At 69.7% G+C, this 17161-nt stretch carries 14 protein-coding genes and 1 pseudogene; 9 read left to right on the top strand and 6 right to left on the bottom strand.

Annotation, left to right across the window (positions count from 1 at the left end):
* The first annotated feature begins 4 nt into the window (after positions 1-4).
* The 5 genes and pseudogenes from WBK31_RS27870 to WBK31_RS27850 all read left to right on the top strand — a co-directional run bounded on the left by WBK31_RS27870 (position 5) and on the right by WBK31_RS27850 (position 6211).
* Positions 5-1401, top strand: a pseudogene (locus WBK31_RS27870) (aminobutyraldehyde dehydrogenase).
* A 249-nt stretch (positions 1402-1650) separates the two neighbouring features.
* Positions 1651-4803, top strand: a complete 3153-nt coding sequence (locus WBK31_RS27865) for a nitrate- and nitrite sensing domain-containing protein (RefSeq protein ID WP_378786843.1) — start codon at positions 1651-1653, stop codon at positions 4801-4803.
* Between the two features lie 5 nt (positions 4804-4808).
* Positions 4809-5222 (top strand): roadblock/LC7 domain-containing protein, encoded by a 414-nt coding sequence (locus WBK31_RS27860; protein WP_201760494.1) that lies wholly within the window; start codon positions 4809-4811, stop codon positions 5220-5222.
* 22 nt (positions 5223-5244) lie between these two features.
* On the top strand, positions 5245-5652 hold the full coding sequence (locus tag WBK31_RS27855) for a DUF742 domain-containing protein (protein WP_245956307.1): 408 nt from the start codon (positions 5245-5247) through the stop codon (positions 5650-5652).
* 28 nt (positions 5653-5680) lie between these two features.
* Positions 5681-6211: an ATP/GTP-binding protein gene (locus WBK31_RS27850; RefSeq protein WP_393203973.1), complete on the top strand. Its 531-nt coding sequence runs from the start codon at positions 5681-5683 to the stop codon at positions 6209-6211.
* A 90-nt stretch (positions 6212-6301) separates the two neighbouring features.
* Here WBK31_RS27850 and WBK31_RS27845 read toward each other — a convergent pair whose 3' ends face one another.
* The 5 genes from WBK31_RS27845 to WBK31_RS27825 form a co-directional block, all read right to left on the bottom strand.
* Positions 6302-7072 carry an ABC transporter ATP-binding protein gene (locus WBK31_RS27845; protein WP_364061332.1) on the bottom strand — a complete coding sequence of 257 codons (771 nt, stop codon included), beginning with the start codon at positions 7070-7072 and terminating at the stop codon, positions 6302-6304.
* Between the two features lie 161 nt (positions 7073-7233).
* On the bottom strand, positions 7234-8457 hold the full coding sequence (locus WBK31_RS27840) for a flavin-dependent oxidoreductase (RefSeq protein WP_406675535.1): 1224 nt from the start codon (positions 8455-8457) through the stop codon (positions 7234-7236).
* 19 nt (positions 8458-8476) lie between these two features.
* Positions 8477-9295 carry an ABC transporter permease gene (locus tag WBK31_RS27835; RefSeq protein WP_364061335.1) on the bottom strand — a complete coding sequence of 273 codons (819 nt, stop codon included), beginning with the start codon at positions 9293-9295 and terminating at the stop codon, positions 8477-8479.
* Positions 9292-10107 carry an ABC transporter permease gene (locus WBK31_RS27830; protein WP_364061338.1) on the bottom strand — a complete coding sequence of 272 codons (816 nt, stop codon included), beginning with the start codon at positions 10105-10107 and terminating at the stop codon, positions 9292-9294. The genes WBK31_RS27835 and WBK31_RS27830 overlap by 4 nt, the downstream gene beginning before the upstream one ends.
* Entirely contained in the window at positions 10104-11105 is a 1002-nt protein-coding gene (locus tag WBK31_RS27825; RefSeq protein ID WP_364061341.1) for an ABC transporter substrate-binding protein, read from the bottom strand. The genes WBK31_RS27830 and WBK31_RS27825 overlap by 4 nt, the downstream gene beginning before the upstream one ends.
* Before the next feature lie 661 nt (positions 11106-11766).
* Here WBK31_RS27825 and WBK31_RS27820 point away from each other — a divergent pair.
* Genes WBK31_RS27820 through WBK31_RS27805 form a run of 4 tightly spaced genes read left to right on the top strand, consistent with a single transcriptional unit; the run spans position 11767 to position 16073 of the window.
* Positions 11767-14664 carry a nitrate- and nitrite sensing domain-containing protein gene (locus WBK31_RS27820; RefSeq protein ID WP_406673426.1) on the top strand — a complete coding sequence of 966 codons (2898 nt, stop codon included), beginning with the start codon at positions 11767-11769 and terminating at the stop codon, positions 14662-14664.
* Complete coding sequence (locus tag WBK31_RS27815; RefSeq protein WP_378786848.1) at positions 14661-15083, top strand: roadblock/LC7 domain-containing protein; 423 nt, start codon at positions 14661-14663, stop codon at positions 15081-15083. The genes WBK31_RS27820 and WBK31_RS27815 overlap by 4 nt, the downstream gene beginning before the upstream one ends.
* Entirely contained in the window at positions 15083-15505 is a 423-nt protein-coding gene (locus WBK31_RS27810) for a DUF742 domain-containing protein (protein WP_364070914.1), read from the top strand. The genes WBK31_RS27815 and WBK31_RS27810 overlap by 1 nt, the downstream gene beginning before the upstream one ends.
* Positions 15486-16073 (top strand): ATP/GTP-binding protein, encoded by a 588-nt coding sequence (locus tag WBK31_RS27805; protein ID WP_364070916.1) that lies wholly within the window; start codon positions 15486-15488, stop codon positions 16071-16073. Before WBK31_RS27810 ends, WBK31_RS27805 begins: the two co-directional genes overlap by 20 nt.
* Positions 16074-16143: 70 nt before the next feature.
* Here WBK31_RS27805 and WBK31_RS27800 read toward each other — a convergent pair whose 3' ends face one another.
* Entirely contained in the window at positions 16144-17148 is a 1005-nt protein-coding gene (locus tag WBK31_RS27800; protein ID WP_364070918.1) for a methyltransferase, read from the bottom strand.
* Positions 17149-17161 lie beyond the last annotated feature (13 nt).

Raw genomic sequence — 17161 nt, 5'->3', positions numbered from 1 at the left:
CCTGATGCGCACACTGATCAACCCCGCCACCGGCCTCGCCTTCGCCGAGGTTCCCGACACGCCCGTGGAGGAGGTCGCCAAGGCCGTCGCCGCCGCGCGGGCCGCGTACGAGGAGTGGTCGCAGGCCACGCCCGCCGAGCGCGCCCGGGTGCTGCTGAAGGTGGCCGACCTGGTGGAGGCCGAGGCCGAGGAGCTGACCAGGCTGGAGGTCGAGGAGACGGGCAAGCCGGCGGCGGTCTTCCGCGACGGCGAGCTGCCCTTCGCCGTCGACAACCTGCGCTTCTTCGCCGGGGCCGCCCGTTCCCTGGAGGGCACGGGTGCCGGGGTGTTCAGCGCCGGCTACACCTCGGTCCTGCTGCGCAGGCCCGTCGGTGTGGTGGGGTCGATCGCGCCGTGGAACTTCCCGTTCGTGATGGCGGTCTGGAAGGTCGGGCCGGCGGTGGCCGCGGGCAACGCCGTGGTGATCAAGCCGGCCCCCAGACTCCCCGCACGACGCTGCGTCTGGCCGAGCTGTTCGCCGCGGCCGGCGCTCCCGAGGGCCTGGTACGCGCCGTCACCGGCGACGCCGAGGTGGGCCAGGCCCTCGTCACCGACCCCGGCGTGGACATGGTCAGCGTCACCGGCTCCACCGAGACCGGTCGCGCGGTCATGACCGGCGCCGCGGCCACGCTCAAGCGGGTCCACCTCGAACTCGGCGGTAAAGCGCCGGCGCTGGTGTTCGAGGACGCCGACCTGGCGGAGATGGCCCGTGGGGTGGCCATGGGGGCCACGTACAACACCGGCCAGGACTGCACCGCCGCCACCCGCGTCTACGTCGCCCGAGAGATCTTCGGCGACGCGGTGGAGGCGCTCAGGGAGACCCTGGCCGGCATCACCGTCGGCGATCCCTGGGATCCCTCGACGGACATCGGCCCGCTGATCTCCGCCGCGCACCGCGACCGGGTGCACGGCTTCGTCTCGCGGGCCGGCGGGCGCGTCCTGTACGGCGGCTCCCCGAGTGGGGGCTCCGGCTTTTTCTACCCGCCCACGCTTGTGACCGATGTCGCACAGACCAGCGAGATCGTCCAGGATGAGCTGTTTGGACCGGTCCTGGTGGCGCTCCCCTTCGATGGAGAGGACGAAGCGGTCCGGCTGGCCAACGACACTAGATACGGCCTCGCCTCGTCGGTGTGGTCGCGTGACGTGGCTCGCGCGATGCGCGTGTCCCACCGGCTGGACGTGGGCGTGACCTGGGTCAACGATCATCTGCCGATCGCCAGCGAGGCTCCGCACGGCGGGGTCAAGGGCAGCGGGTTCGGCAAGGACATGAGCCAGGAGGCGGTGCAGGAGTACTCGGTGACGCGGCACCTGATGGTGAAGCACGCGGCACCGGCCGAGCGGGATTCGTTCCGGCCCGCCTGAAAACGTGGTGGCGTCAGTGCCCAAAGTGCCTCTTTGGGCGCCTGTGATGGGATATGTTCAGTTGGCCGATCTGGTACGGGTTGTGTTCCAATTACCCGGCCGGACAGAATCCCATGCGCCACACGCGTGTCTGATTTTCTTCGAGCACGTACCGGCGAGAGGTTGCGAGACTCAGTGAGGACGAAAGACCCCAGGCACACCAGGCCAGGGGAGTACACAGGCGGACGGTTCCGGCTGGCGAACTGGCGTGTGCGCTCAAGGCTGGTCGCTCTGATCCTCATCCCCACCGTCGTGGGCGTGCTGCTCGCCGGCATCCAGCTGGCCGACGCCATCGGCACCAGCGCCGAGTACAAGCGGCTCACCCAGGTGGCCGAGCTGGTCCAGCGCGTCGGCGGGCTGAACCACGAGCTGGCCAGGGAGCGTACGCTCACCGCCTGGTACGTCGCCGACCGCCGCAGGGGCGGCCGCCTGGTGCAGCTCAAGACGCAGCGCCAGGCCACCGACAAGGCCAAGCAGCAGGTGCTGTCGGCCGCATCCGCCATCGACGCCTCCCACTCCGCGCGCGTGCGCGAGGGCGTCAGGAACATGCGCCGCTGGCTGGAGGGCCTCGACAGCCTGCGCGAGTCGATGACGGGCAACATCCCGCCCCGAGCCGTCGTCGGCACGTACAGCACGATGATCGAGACGTTCTCCAGCCTGCAGGGCGACCTCGGTGACGGCGTCGCCGACGACCGCCTGCAAGGTGACGTGGCCGCGCTCGGCTCGCTGCAGCGGATGAAGGAGGAGACGGCGCGCCAGCAGATCATCCTGATCAACACGATGATCCAGCGCGCGCTCAAGGTCGACAGCACCGACTGGTCGGACTTCCTCGGCTCCTGGGACAAGCAGCAGACCGAGCTGGCCTCCTTCGAGCAGGAGGCCGCTCCGGAGGACCTCAAGACCTACCGCGACACGGTCAAGGGCCCCGACGTCGACCTCGCCGACGCGATGCGGCAGCGCGCGCTCGCCCAGGTGAGCGCCGGCAACCGCATCCGCGATCTCGACGTCACCACCAACCGCGACCTCAACGAGTGGTACGAGGTCACCACGACCGTCTCCAACGCGATGCGCAAGGTCGAGGACGGCCTGGCCACCAAGATCGTGACGACCACCCGCGACCTGAGCGAGGCCGAGCAGCGCAACGCCATCATCTCCGGTGCGCTGATCCTCGTCCTGCTGCTCCTGGTCCTGATCATCACCACCCGCGTGGCCGGTTCGCTGGTCCGCCCGCTGCGCCGGCTGCGGGCCGAGGCGCTGCAGGTCGCCACGACCCGGCTGCCCGAGACCGTCCGCATGCTGCGTGAGCAGGGTGAGGGCGCCCAGGTGCCCGAGGCGCCGTCGGTCGGCATCAACACCCGTGACGAGATCGGTGAGGTGGCGCGGGCGTTCGACGAGGTCCACCGCGAGGCGATCCGCCTGGCGGGCGACGAGGCCAAGCTGCGCGCCAATGTCAACGCCATGTTCGTCAACCTCTCCCGCCGCAGCCAGACGCTGGTCGAGCGGCAGCTGCAGCTCATCGAGGGCCTGGAGCAGGGTGAGGAGGACGAGCAGCGACTCGCCAACCTCTTCCGCCTCGACCACCTGGCCACCCGCATGCGGCGCAACAGCGAGAACCTCCTGGTTCTCGCCGGCCAGGAGGCCGCGCGCAAGTGGAGCGAGCCGGTTCCGCTGGTCGACATCGCCCGCGCCTCGCTGTCGGAGGTCGAGGGCTACGAACGGGTCCAGATCCAGATCCCGTCCGGCACCATGATCGTCGGCGCCGCCGTCACCGACGCCGTCCACCTGCTCGCCGAGCTGATCGAGAACGCGATCTCCTTCTCTCCGCGCGAGAGCAAGGTCACCGTGACCAGCACGCCCACCGAGGGCGGCGTCCTAGTCACGATCAACGACCAGGGCATCGGCATGAGCCAGGAGGAGCTGGCCGAGGCCAACTGGCGCCTGGCCAACCCGCCCGTCGTGGACGTGTCCGTCTCCCGCCGCATGGGCCTGTTCGTGGTCGGCCGCCTGGCCCTGCGCCACGGCATCCGCGTCCAGCTCAGCCAGCGCGAGCACGGCGGCCTGAGCGCCCTGGTGATGATGCCCGACGTGCTCATCAGCACCGGCACCGGCAAGCAGCAGGGCGGCCAGTACGAGGCGTTCACCTCGTTCGACCCGAGCTCGTTCGGCCAGCCGTCGCGCAACGGCCACCCGTCGTTCGACGACGTGCCCGGCCAGGTCATGGACACCCAGTGGCCGGGTTCTGTGCCCCCGCCTGGCTCCGGCGGCAACTGGCCGTCGTTCGGCGAGCAGTCGCCGTCCTTCCCCGACCCGGCGCCGTCCGCGTTCGGTGACCAGCCGTCGGTCTTCGGCGGCGAGCAGCCGTCGGGCGCCGGCGAGCCGCAGCGGGCCGACGAGCCCCGCTGGCCGTCGTTCGCCGAAGAGCCTCCGGCCGTGCCGCAGCAGTCCGCCGGCGAGCCCCGCTGGCCCTCCTTCGCCGAGGAGACGCCGCAGCCCGCCGCGGAGCAGCAGTCGTTCGCGGAGAACCGGTGGCCCTCGTTCGCCGAGCAGCCACCGCCGCCGCAGAACGACGAGCCGCAGTGGCCGTCCTTCGCGACCGAGCCGCCGCAGCAGCAGGAGGAGGAGTCGAGCTGGTCGTCCTTCGCCGACCCGCTGCCGCGCAGGTCGCTGTTCGACGCGGGCGACCGGCCCAAGCCCCAGTTCGGCGAGGGCTACCGCTCGCCGTTCGCGGAGGAGCCCAAGCCGGCCGACCAGTTCGAGCAGAACGGCCACTCTTCCTACAACCCGTTCGGTCCCGGCGAGTACTCCTCGCAGGACATGACCGGTCCGCTCCCCGCGGTGCGCAACTCGCCGATGGACGAGCAGAACGAGGAGTACCTGCCGATCTTCTCGTCGGTCGGGTCCGACTGGTTCCGGCGTCCCGACCCGGAGGTGCTCAAGCAGCGCTCCGAGCCGGAGCCCGAGTCCGATCCGGAGAGCACCGCGGTCCATCCGCCGGTGAGCGCCGACGGTCCGCCGCCGCAGGGGGCGGCTCAGGGCGGCACGAGCCGGTCCGGGCTGCCGCAGCGCAAGCCGGGCGCGTCGGGCCTCAGCTCGTCGTGGTCGTCGCCCGCGGACTCCGGCTTCCAGGCCGCGCAGGCCGCCATCAAGCCGCAGATGGGCGGTGTGACGGCGTCGGGCCTGCCGCGGCGTGTCCCCAAGGCCAACCTGGTGCCCGGTACGGCTAGCCTGGCCGAGCCCCAGGCGACGTCACCGGCACCGCAGATCTCACCCGAGCGGTTGCGCAGCCGGCTCTCCAGCTTCCAGCAGGGTGTCCGGCAAGGCCGGGCGGTCACCCGCGGAGAAGTACACGAGGAGGACAAATGAGAGAAATGAGCCAGGGAGCGCGCGGCATTAGCTGGCTGATCACGGACTTCGTGAACAACGTGCCAGGCGTCGCCCACACGGTCGTGGTGTCGTCTGACGGGTTGCCGCTGGCCTTCTCCGAGGGGTTCCCCAAGGACCGGGCCGACCAGCTGGCCGCGGTGGCCTCCGGCGTGATCAGCTTGACCCAGGGCGCCGCGCGGGTGTTCGAGGGCGGTATGGTGACCCAGACCGTTATCGAAATGCAGCGTGGGCTCTTGATGATCATGTCGATCAGTGACGGATCCTGCTTGGCCGTGCTGGCCGCTCCCGACTGTGACATGGGTCTGGTCGCGTACCAGATGACGTTGCTGGTCGAGCGGGCCGGTCAGGTGCTGACTCCGGCCGTACGCGCTGAGCTGCAAGCGGCCCGCCCCCGCTGAAAACGGGCGGTGACAGGAGAACATGGTGTCAGGTCAGCAGGGTTGGGCTGGTGATAGTACTCCGCCGCATCCGGCGGCTCCCCGTCCGCAGAAGCCGAGCTCCCTGGTACGGCCCTATGCCGTGACCGGGGGGCGTACGGCCCCGCGGATGAAGTTCGCCATGGAGGCCCTCGTGTCCTCCGTGACGTCGGAATACCAAGACATTTCCCTACTAAGTCCGGAGTATCAGGCGATCATTCAGCTGACTCGGAACGTCCGGTCGGTTGCCGAGATCTCCGCCCTTTTACGCCAGCCTCTTGGCGTGGTCCGGGTGCTGATCGCCGACATGGCGTCGGAAGGCCTGATCCGCGTGCACCAGCCTGCGCTGGACGCGGGAAAGCCGGACCTCAACTTGCTCGAAAGGGTGCTCAGTGGACTTCGCAGGCTCTAGCCCCGGCCTAACCTCGACGAAGATCGTCGTGGCCGGAGGCTTCGGCGTGGGGAAGACGACGTTCGTGGGTGCGGTTTCGGAGATCCTGCCGCTCACCACGGAGGCGGTCATGACGGACGCCTCGGCGCACGTCGACGACGTCTCGCTCACGCCGAACAAGACGACCACGACCGTCGCGATGGACTTCGGCCGGGTCTCACTCGATCGTGATCTGATTCTCTACCTGTTCGGCACGCCCGGACAGCACCGGTTCTGGTTCATGTGGGACGACCTCGTACGCGGTGCCATCGGCGCCGTCGTCCTCGTGGACACCCGCCGGCTCGCCGACAGCTTCCCGGCCATCGACTACTTCGAAGAGGCCAAGCTGCCGTTCGTGATCGGCGTCAACGGCTGGGACGGGCACTTCGCGCACGCCGAGGAGGAGATCAGAGAGGCGCTGTCGATCGGTGAGCACATCCCGATCGTGCGTCTCGACGCCCGGCAGCGCGAATCGGTCAAGGCCACCTTGATCACTTTGGTGGAGCACGCCCTGACCCGCCACATGCACTCGCCGGTCTGACACACGTGTGACGAGGCGCCGCCCGGGAGGCCGGGCGGCGCCTCGTCGTGCGTACGGAGCCGGACACAGGGCCGGCTTTCGCAGGCGCCGTCAGACGGTGGCGTGGCCGCGCACCAGACGGCCGACCTCGGCGCGCAGGTGCACGAAGTCGGGGTGCTCGCGCGTGGTGATCTGGTCGCGCGGGGCGGGCAGGTCCACCTTCAGGTCGCCCACGACGTGCGCCGGCGCCTTGGACAGCACGACCACCCGGTCGCCCACGTAGACGCTCTCGTCGATGTCGTGGGTGATGAGCACGATCGTCATCTGGTGGTGGCCGCGCACCTTGAGCACCAGGTCCTCAAGGTCCTCCCTGGTCTGGGCGTCCACCGAGCCGAACGGCTCGTCCATGAGCAGCAGCGAGGGCCGGTAGGCCAGCGCGCGGGCGATCGCCACCCGCTGCTGCATGCCGCCGGAGAGCTGGAACGGGTATTTGCGCGCGGCGCCTTCGAGCCCCACCGACTCCAGGGCCTCCTGGGCGGCCTCGCGGCGCTGGCGCTTGTCCATGTTCTTGCGGCGCAGCGGCAGCGCCACGTTGTCGGCGACCGACATCCAGGGGAACAGCGAGCGGCTGTAGTCCTGGAAGACCACGGCGAGGTTGTCGGGCGTCCGGCGGACCAGCTCGCCCTCGACCTTGACCTGCCCGCCGGTGGGGGTGATCAGGCCGGCGATGGAGCGCAGCAGCGTGGACTTCCCGCAGCCCGACGGGCCGACGATGCAGAGCAGTTCGCCCGCGGCGACGCTCAGGTTGAGTCCTTCGATGGCGTGGTGCGCGTTGGGAGTACCGCTGCCGTACACATGGGAAAGGTTCTCTATCTCGAGCAATGGATTTCCTTGGGGGGCGAGACCGCGGGCAGTGCGGCGACTCTTTCAGAGCCGGAAATGACTCTAGCGGAGCGGTAAATGCATGACATGTCAGTCAGGTAACCCTATTCGGGGCGTGATCTTACTCTTGCGGGAACGTCACGGCCATGGGGGCCCGCGGTTCATACACTCCAGGACTCCCTTTCGTTCAGCGCGCGCACGTCGGCGTCCGAGATACTTCGCTGCGCGTCCGCCATGGCGGCCAGCTCCTCCTCGCTCAGCACCTCGCGGATGCCACCGAACCCGTTGGGGGCGCGCTCGGTCACCAGCGTGATCGTCTCTTCGATGGGCAGCGCCCGATGCGCAAGCACCAGCGCCGACGTGGGCGGGCGCCGCTCCTCCTCGTACGCCGCCAGCCCGCGCTCGGCGTCGTCGTGCGTGGCCAGGCAGCGCGCCAGCACCCGCGCGTCGAGCACCGCCTGCGACCCGCCGTTCGACCCGATGGGGTACATCGGATGGGCGGCGTCGCCGAGCAGCGTCACCCGCCCTTGCCGCCATTGCGGCAGCGGATCGCGATCGACCATCGGATATTCGAGTATCCGGTCGGTGGCGGAGAGCAAAGCGCCGATGTCGGCGAGGCGAAACTTCCAGGACGCGAAATGCGCCGACACCTCCGCCGAACTTCCCCGGCGGTACCAGTCGGCGGCGGAAACGACGCCCGGTTCGTCCACCTTCACCTCCGCGACCCAGTTGATCAGCCGCGGATTACGCGCAGAGATGTGATAAGTAACAAATTTTCCGGCGCGGTTGGAGCCGCCCACGAGCACGGTCGCGCCGTCCATGATCTGCTCGCCCTCGGCCACCCCCCGCCACATCCTGATGCCCGACCACAGCAGTGGCCCGCCGGACGGCCACAGCCGCTCGCGCACCGCCGACTGCACGCCGTCGGCGCCGACCAGCACGTCGGCCCGCTCCCGCACCAGCTCATCGCCCTCGCGCAGCGTGACGAGCACGCCGTCGCCGTCCTGCGCGACGTCCTCGAACCTGACGCCCGTGCGCACCGGCACGCCCCGCTCCCGCACCGCGGCGAGCAGCGCGAGCTGCAGCTCGCCGCGGTGAATGCTGTACTGGGGCCACCGGTAGCCGGCCTTCCGGCCGCGCGGCAGGGACAGGATGACGTTGCCGTGCCGATCGGCGAAGGTCATGAACGTCGTCTCCACGCCCAGCCCGGCCAGCGCATCGCCGAGGCCGAGCTCGGTCAGCTCGCGCACGGCGTGGGGCTGGAGGTTGATGCCCACGCCGAGCGGCCGCAGCGTACGGGCCGCCTCCACCACCACGCAGTCAAGTCCGGCGGCATGCAGGCTGAGCGCCGTGCTGAGGCCCCCGATGCCGCCGCCCACGATCATCGTCCGCACGGCAGGGACTCTAACCGACGAGGTTCCTGGCGGCGCGGTGCCAGGCGAGCACCCGCCGCTCGACGACCAGGAACAGCTCGTTGAGCAGGTAGCCCAGCACGCCGAGCAGCACGATACCGGCCCACATGGCGGGCAGGTCGAAGCTCTGGTAGGCGCCGGTGAGCTGGAAGCCGATGCCGTTGGACGTGCCGGGCAGCAGCTCGGAGAAGACCATGACGATCAGGGAGAGCGACACGGCCAGCCGCAGCCCGGCGAACATCTTGGGCAGCGTCGAGGGCAGGATCACCCGCCACAGCCGCTCGGCCCACGAGAGCCGGAACGCCTGGCAGGTCTGCAGATGCAGTGGCTCCACCGAACGGGCGCCGTCGGCGGTGTTGAGCAGCACCGGCCACACGATGCTGAAGATCATGAACGCCAGCTGCATCTTCATCCCGAACCCGAACAGCACCACGAAGACCGTGGCCAGCGCGGGCGGCGGGACCGCGCGCAGGAACTGCAGCACGCCGTCGAGGTAGTCGTACACCCGGGCCGACAGGCCCACCGCGAGGCCGAGCAGCACCCCGATCAGCGCGCCGGCGGCGAAGCCGATCGCCATCCGGCCCAGGCTGGGCAGGATGTTGCGGATGGCCTCGTCGGTCAGGAACAGCGTGGCCGGCGAGCCGGAGAACCACAGGGAGTGCATCCTGGTCACGATCGTGCTCGGCGGCGGGAAGAACGTGCTGCCCGCAAGCCGCGTGCCCAGCTCCCACAGCGCGACGAGCACGGCCAGCACGAGGACGCGGAAGACGGCCGTACGCCTGCCGCGCCCCCTAGCGAAGCCTCTCCTCATGACGGCCTCCCGAGCTGCTCGTGGTGCCAGCGGAAGGTGTGGCGCTCGACCCAGACCAGCAGCGCGTTGACCAGCACGCCGAACACCCCGACCCAGAACACCCCGGCCAGGATGTCGGTCATGCGGGCGGGCACCGCGATGCCGGCGAAGAAGATGAACACGCCGATGCCCTCGCCGCGGCCGGCCACGATCTCGGTGCTCACGGTCAGGATGAGCGCCACCCCGGACGCCAGGCGGACGCCCGTGAGGATGAAGGGCGCCGAGGCGGGGAGGCTGACGCGCATCAGGACCGACAGCGGGCCGAAGCCGTAGGAGCGCAGCGACTCCTTGGCCACGGGGTCGACGCCGCGCAGGCCGTACATGGTGTTGTAGAGGACGGGCCAGAGCGAGGCGTAGAAGACGAGCGCGACGCGCTGCTGCAGGCCGGTGCCGATGATCAGCGCCACCAGCGGGATCAGCGCCACCGACGGGATCGGCCGCAGGAACTCCACCACCGAGCGGGTGGCGGCGTCGATGATCGGCACGCTGCCCAGCAGCACGCCCAGCGGCACGGCGACCACGGCCGCCAGGCACAGCCCGATCGCCCAGGCGAGCGCGCTGGCCAGCGCGTGGGCATGGAAGGCGGGGTCGGCCACGAGCCCGGCCGCCCTGACGAGGATCTCGCTGGCGGGCGGCAGGAACTCGGGGTCGGCGAGACCCGTCCTGCTGAGCAGCTCGATCAGCGCGGCGAAGGCGAGCGCCCCCGCCGCCCGGCGCGACCACCGCGTGGCCGGTGACGCCGGGCGGGCGGGTGACAGGGTCTGCGCGCTCACCCGGACGTGGTGGGCGACATGAGCGTCTTGACGTCGATGGCCTTCGACAGCCACTTCGCCTCCAGCATCCAGTCGGCCACCCGCTGGAGGCGGACCGGGTTGTCGTTGCTGGAGAAGTAGGGGAAGGTCACCGTGGCCGCGGTGGCGGCGTCGATCTGCGTGAACGTGGGCAGCACCTTGGCCACCACCTCACGGTTGTTGGCCATGAGCTTGCCCGCGTTGTGTATGGCCCGCTGGAAGGCCGCGGCGGTCTTCGGGTGCTCGTCGTACCACTCCTGGGTGCTGACGTACCCGGAGATGGGGAACTCGGCCGCGGGGCCGGAGGCCGGGTCGAGGATCTTGCGGGCGCCCATGGTGGCCGTGGCGGCCGTGACCATGGGCTCGCCGAGATAGGCGGCGTCGATCTGGCCGCCCTTCCACGACGGCATGATGTTCTGGAACGTCACCTGCACATAGTTGATCTTGGTGGGGTCGACGTTGTTGGCCTTGAGCACCTGGGTGAGCGCCAGCTCCTGGAAGTTGTGCAGGACGTTGACGTTGATCGTCTTGCCCTCCAGGTCCTTGGGCGTTTTGATCGGTGAGTCCGGCAGGGCCATGATGCTGAGCGAGTCGGGGGCCGCGCGAGAGCCCTCGGCCAGGATGCGCACTTTCAGCGCCTGCTTGTCGTGCGCGGCGAACATCGACACGTAGTTGCCGAACATCGCGTCGATCTCGCCCTTGACCAGCATGGGTATGGCCTCTGGAGCGGCCTGGACGACTTGCGGGGTCACCTCCAGGCCCTCCTTCTCGAAGAGCCCTTGGTCGATGGCCACGTAGATGGCGGCGCTGTCGATCGCCGGCAGCGTGGCGACCTTGAGCTGGGTCTTCTCCAGCCCTCCCGCCGCGGCGGCGGACGGAGGGGCGCTGGTGTTCGGGTCGCCGCCCGAGCTGCACGCCACGGCACCGAGCGTCAAAGCGAACCCGATGATGGCGGCCCTGGCGGAACGGCCAAGCCTCATGTCAGGGACTCCTCTCGGATGGAGCCAAGGGGGGAACCGGGCGGCTTCTGCTCCCGGGGACTGTGTGCCTGACGCACAACAGAGATCGACGGTAGCACCAAAAAGCCGTTCATTATCGGAAAGCTGACACTTGTGGTTGCAATGTCTGTTTATCGCTCTATCGTGAAATTTTGGCGGACGTGTGCGATCTTGAAAAATGTCTGTTTTGGGAAGGGTGGTGCTACCGGGAACCTACGTTACTTCTGATTCTTGTCAAGCGTCTTCTGCGAGTCGGGAGGTGGCTCGCGGGGCGACCCCTCCTTGCCTGTTTTGCCTGGTAGAAGGCCGTTTATCGATTCTGTCATATTTTCTGGACATTCGGGGACAAACACCTCATCGGGGCACTAGTAGTGGTTGGCCCTTCCCCACCCGTGTGCTCAAATGACGCTTATCTCGATATGTCGTCGTACAAAACTGCCCCACCCTGCAATACCGCTGGTCCACCCGAGAATTCCCCTCCTCAAAGGGCGAGAGGTTGCGAAGGCAAGTGAGAACGCAGAACGCTGAAGCTTCCGCTGACCGCGAGCCGCACGGCCATCAGAAGCGACGGCTGTCCAAACCTTCATCGCGCAGGTTCGGACTGGGCAACTGGCATGTCCGATCGCGCCTCATCGCGCTGATCGTGGTGCCCACCGCCGTCGCCGTCGGCCTGGGCGGGCTGAACGTCATCACCTCGCTCAGCGATGCCCGCACCTACCAGACCCTCAGAGAGGTCGCCGAGCTCAGCCAGCAGCTTGGGGCCGTCACTCATGAGCTCGGCTACGAACGCGACGAGACCGCCCTCTACATCGCCGAGGGCCGGCCGGACAGCCGCGAGGCGCAGCTGCGCACCACCTACAGCCAGGTCAACGGCCTCATCGACGAGGCCAAGCAGCAGGCCAACGCACTCGGCGAAACCCACGGCGAGGCCGTGCGCCCCGTGCTGCGCCGGCTTGAGGAGATCCCGACGCTGCGGGAGACCGCGGTCAACGGCAAGATCCAGCCACTGCCGATGATCAGGAAGTACTCGGAGATCATCTCGGCGCTGCTGCAGTTCCACGACCAGGTGGGCCAGGTCGCGGTGGACGACGAGGTGGCCGACTCCGCCAGCGCGATGGCGGCCATCTCCAGGGCCAAGGAGCAGGCGTCCAGGCAGCGCGGCATCCTCGCCAGCGCGCTGGACAAGAGGGCGTTCGACAGCGGCGAGCTGGACGCGCTCACCGACGCCAAGTCGCGCGAGGAGAGCGAGGAGACGCTCTTCGCCACCCTCGCCACCCTCGACCAGCTCGAGCTCTACCGCAACACCGTCGTCGGCAGGGACGTCGACCAGACCGACCTGTTCCGGCTGCGCGCGATGGCGCAGGCGGCGGAGGGCAAGCAGCTGAGCATCGGCGGCGGCGCCGACCGGGACGTGGCCACCTGGTTCGACGTCAGCACCGGCAAGATCGACGCGCTGCGCAGCGTGGAACGCGAGCTGTCGTCCTCGGTGATCCTGCGGGCCAGGAGCCTGGAGGAGGGCGCCTACCGCGTGGCGATGATCTCCGGCGGGCTCATTCTGCTGCTGCTGATCGCGGTCATCGCGATCATCTCGCTCATCGCGCGCTCGCTCATCAGGCCGCTGCGCCGCCTGCGCCGCGAGGCGCTCGACATCGCAGGGCAGCGCCTGCCGGAGACCGTACGGCAGCTGCGCGAGAACGGTGAAGGCGCGATCGGCCCCGTCGAGCCCATCGGGGTGGACACGCTCGACGAGATCGGCGAGGTCGCGCGGGCCTTCGACGAGGTGCACCGCGAGGCGGTCCGGCTGGCGGGCGAGGAGTCGAAGCTGCGCAGCAACGTCAACGCGATGTTCGTGAACCTGTCGCGGCGCAGCCAGACCCTGGTGGAGCGGCAGATCACCCTCATCGACAGCCTGGAGCAGGGCGAGCAGGACGAGCAGCGGCTCGGCAACCTGTTCAAGCTCGACCACCTGGCCACCCGCATGCGGCGCAACAGCGAGAACCTGCTGGTGCTCGCCGGTCAGGACCCGCCGCGCCGCTGGAGCCAGCCGGTGAAGATCGTGGACGTGGCCCGCGCCTCGCTGTCGGAGGTGGAGAACTACGAGCGGGTCGTGCTCCAGGTGCCCGACGGGGTGTCGGTGGCCGGCCAGGCCGTCAATGACGTCATCCACCTGCTCGCCGAGCTGGTCGAGAACGCGCTGTCGTTCTCGCCACGCGAGACCAGGGTGACGGTGTCGGGCAGCAGGATCGACGGCGGCGGCGTGATGCTGTCGATCACCGACTCCGGCATCGGCATGACCCAGGAGGAGCTGGCCGCCGCCAATGAGCGGCTGACCGAGGCGCCCAGCGTGGACGTCTCCGTCTCCCGCCGCATGGGCCTGTTCGTGGTCGCCAGGCTGGCGCACCGCCACGGCATCCGCGTCCAGCTCCGCCCGCACAGCTCGGGCGGGCTGACCGCCATGGTGCTCATCCCCGAGAACATGCTGGGCTCCCAGACGCCCGGCTTCTCCGGCATGCCGTCCTTCTCCGGCAACCAGCCGCCCGCCCTGGCGGGCGCGGCGAGCGGCGGGCCGCGAGGGGACGAGCCCTACGCGGGGCCGCACCCCGCGCCGCCCGCCACAGACTGGCCCCAGCCGCCGGCCATGCAGTACGGCCCCGGCCATCCGTCCTTCCCGTCGAACCCAGAGCTCGGGTCCGGCTGGCCCGCGCCCAACCCGGAGGGCGCGGCGAGCTGGAGCCCGCCTCCACAGGGCCAGGACGGTGGCTGGAGCGGCACCGGGCAGGACGCCGGCGCGGGATGGGGCGCGTCCCCATCGGGGGCGTCCGGCCAGGAGCCCGGCGGCTGGGGCGCCACCCCGCCAGGTCACGACAGCGCGGGCGCGTGGGGCGCGCCGGGCTCGCTCGGCTCCTCCGGCTCATCCGGGCCGGAGGCGAGCAGCGCGTTCGGCAAGCCCTGGCAGCCCGACCCCGCGGCCTGGCCGCCGGAGCCGTACGCGAGCGACGTGTGGACCCCGGCGCGCAACTCGTCGTGGAACGGCGAGAACGGCCTGCCCAGGCGGCCGGAGTCCGAGTCGTCCGGCGGCGGCTGGAACCAGGACGGCACGTCGTCCCAGCGGCCCGGCTTCGACCGGCCGGAGCCGGGGAGCGCGAGCGAGCCGCCGTCGCGCACCGACGACCACCTGCCGATCTACTCGGCGGTCGAGTCCGCCTGGTTCGGCGCGAACGGCGCGAGCTGGGGATCGTCGAAGGCGGACGAGGGCTGGAGCGCGGCCGAGGCGGTACGCGAGCCGACCCGCGACGGCGTCACCGCCAGCGGCCTGCCCAAGCGGGTGCCCAAGGCGAACCTGGTGCCCGGCTCGGCCGACACCTCCGCCTCGCCCAAGGGCGTGTCGCCGATGCCGACGATCTCGCCCGACCGGGTGCGCAGCCGGCTGTCCAGCTTCCAGCAGGGCTTCAGAGCAGCACGTGACGACATCAGCGAGGGCAGGGCGTTTTCCTCTGGACCCTCAGGCCCTAAGGAGAACGAAAGGGAGGAGGACGCGTGAACGATCTCAGCCACGCGGCGCGTGGAGTCGACTGGCTGATCACCGACTTCGTCAACACGGTCCCCGGCGTCGCGCACGCGGTGGTGGTCTCGTCTGACGGTCTGCCGTTGGCGGCGTCGGCGGGTTTTCCTGCTGATCGTGCGGATCAGCTGGCTGCGATCGCGTCGGGGTTGGTGTCTTTGACGCAGGGTGCGGCGCGGGTGTTCGAGGGGGGTGCGGTCAATCAGACGATCGTGGAGATGCAGCGCGGGCTGATGCTGATCATGTCGATCAGTGATGGTTCGTGTCTTGCGGTGCTGGCGGCGCCGGACTGTGACATGGGTCTGGTGGCGTATCAGATGACGTTGATGGTCGATCGCGCCGGTCAGGTGCTGACTCCGGCTGTGCGTGCCGAGCTGCGCGCCAGTCAGTCAAGGTGATGTACGTGTCGGACCCCAGATGGAACAGCGGCGGTTGGGCCCCTCCACCTCAGCAGCCTCAGCCCCAGTCGCAGCTGAATCCCGACCCCGCATCGCCCGTCCGCCCGTACGCGGTGACGGGAGGGCGGACGGCTCCGCGGGTCAAGCTGGCGATGGAGGCCCTGGTGTCATCGGCGACCGCCGAGCAGCGGGAGTTCTCGCATATCACGCCGGAGTACCAGGCGATCAGCCAACTGTGCCGGCAGGTCAGGTCCGTCGCGGAGGTGTCGGCCCTGCTGCGGATCCCGCTCGGCGTGGTGCGCGTGCTGATCGCTGACATGGCGGCCGAAGGCCTGGTCCGCGTGCATCAGCCACAGCTGGACGCCGGCCGGCCGGACGTAAATCTGCTGGAAAGGGTTCTAAGTGGACTTCGCAGGCTCTAACCCCGGGCTCACCTCGACGAAGATCGTGGTCGCCGGTGGCTTCGGGGTGGGCAAGACGACGTTCGTCGGCGCGGTGTCGGAGATCATGCCGCTCACCACGGAGGCCGTCATGACCGACGCCTCCGCGGGAATCGACGACCTCGGCATGACGCCGCTGAAGTCGACCACGACCGTCGCCATGGACTTCGGCCGGGTCTCCCTGGACCGGGACCTCATCCTGTACCTGTTCGGCACGCCCGGACAGCACCGGTTCTGGTTCATGTGGGACGACCTGGTACGCGGCGCCATCGGCGCGGTCGTGCTGGTCGACACGCGGCGGCTCGCCGACAGCTTCCCCGCCATCGACTACTTCGAAGAGGCCCAGTTGCCGTTCGTCGTGGGCGTGAACGGCTGGGACGGGCAATATCCGCACAGCGACGCCGAGGTGCGCGACGCGCTCACCCTGGCGCCGCACATCCCCATGGTGCGGCTCGACGCCCGCTCCAAGGACTCGGTGAAGAACGCGCTGATCCAGCTCGTCGAGCACGCGCTGTCGGTGCGCATGGCCGTACCGGGCTGGGGCGGCTGACCCGGGCTCAGGTGCCGCGCCGGCCGGGAGCCGCGCCCTCCCGCTCGCCGGACGACGCGGCACCCAGGGCTCAGCGCGGCAGCGCCTCGATGAGGCTCGCGCCCGCGCCCAGCTCGATGACGTCGCCCATCGCCAGGCCGGCGCGGTCGAGCAGCGCCGCGTACTCGTCGCGGCTGCGCTCGGTGCCGCCGTTGAAGATCGCCAGCATCCGCAGATCGACGTCCATGCCCAGGTGCGGCTCCTCGGTGTCGGGCAGCACCACTTCCAGGATGAGCACGCGCCCGCCGGGGTTCATCGCCTCGCGGACGTTGCGGAGGATCTTGAGCGCGTCCTCGTCGTCCCAGTTGTGCAGGACGCTGGCCAGCAGGTAGACGTCGCCGCCCGAGGGGACCGAGACGAAGAAGTCGCCCGCGACCACCTCGGTGCGCTCGGTCAGGCCCTCGTCGGCGAGCGTGCGCCTGGCGTGGTCCACCACGTGCTCCAGGTCCAGCAGGATGCCGCGCATCTGCGGGTTGGCATGGAGCACCGTGGCCAGGATGTGGCCCTTGCCGCCGGCCACGTCCACCATGGTCCCGGTGGGCGGGAAGGCGTACCGCTTGACCAGGCCCTCGGTGAACGCGGCGGCCCTAGCCGTCATGTAGTCGTCGAACAGCTCGCTCGACTGCGGGTTGCGCGCCAGGTAGTCGTAGAGGTGGCCGTGGCGCTCGACGAAGGCCGAGCGGCCGGTGCGCACCGTCTCGGGCAGCGTGCCCATGGCGTACCAGAAGCCCTCCTCACCGAGCATGCGGATCGAGGAGCGCAGAAAGCCCGGTGCGTCCGAGCGCAGCGCCGCGCCCCGCTCGGTCAGGTCGTAGGCGTCGTCGCCCGCCCTGGTGACCAGGCCGAGGCCTGCCAGCGCGCGCAGCACCCTGCGCAGCGACGGGGCGTGCGCCCCCGCGCGCTCGGCCAGCTCGGCCGTGGTCAGCGGGCCCTTGGCGAGGTGGTCGGCCAGGCCGAGCTCGGCCATGGTGAGGAGGGCGGCGAAACGGGAGATGTCACCGTAGGCGCCCCACAGGAGGTCGTCGGAGTGTGGCATGAGTCCTTCCAGA

Origin of the sequence: Nonomuraea sp. N2-4H (genome assembly GCF_045291505.1) — a bacterium.
In the GTDB taxonomy this organism is placed as follows: Bacteria; Actinomycetota; Actinomycetes; order Streptosporangiales; family Streptosporangiaceae; genus Nonomuraea; species Nonomuraea fastidiosa.
This window is presented reverse-complemented; position numbering and strand designations above follow the sequence as displayed.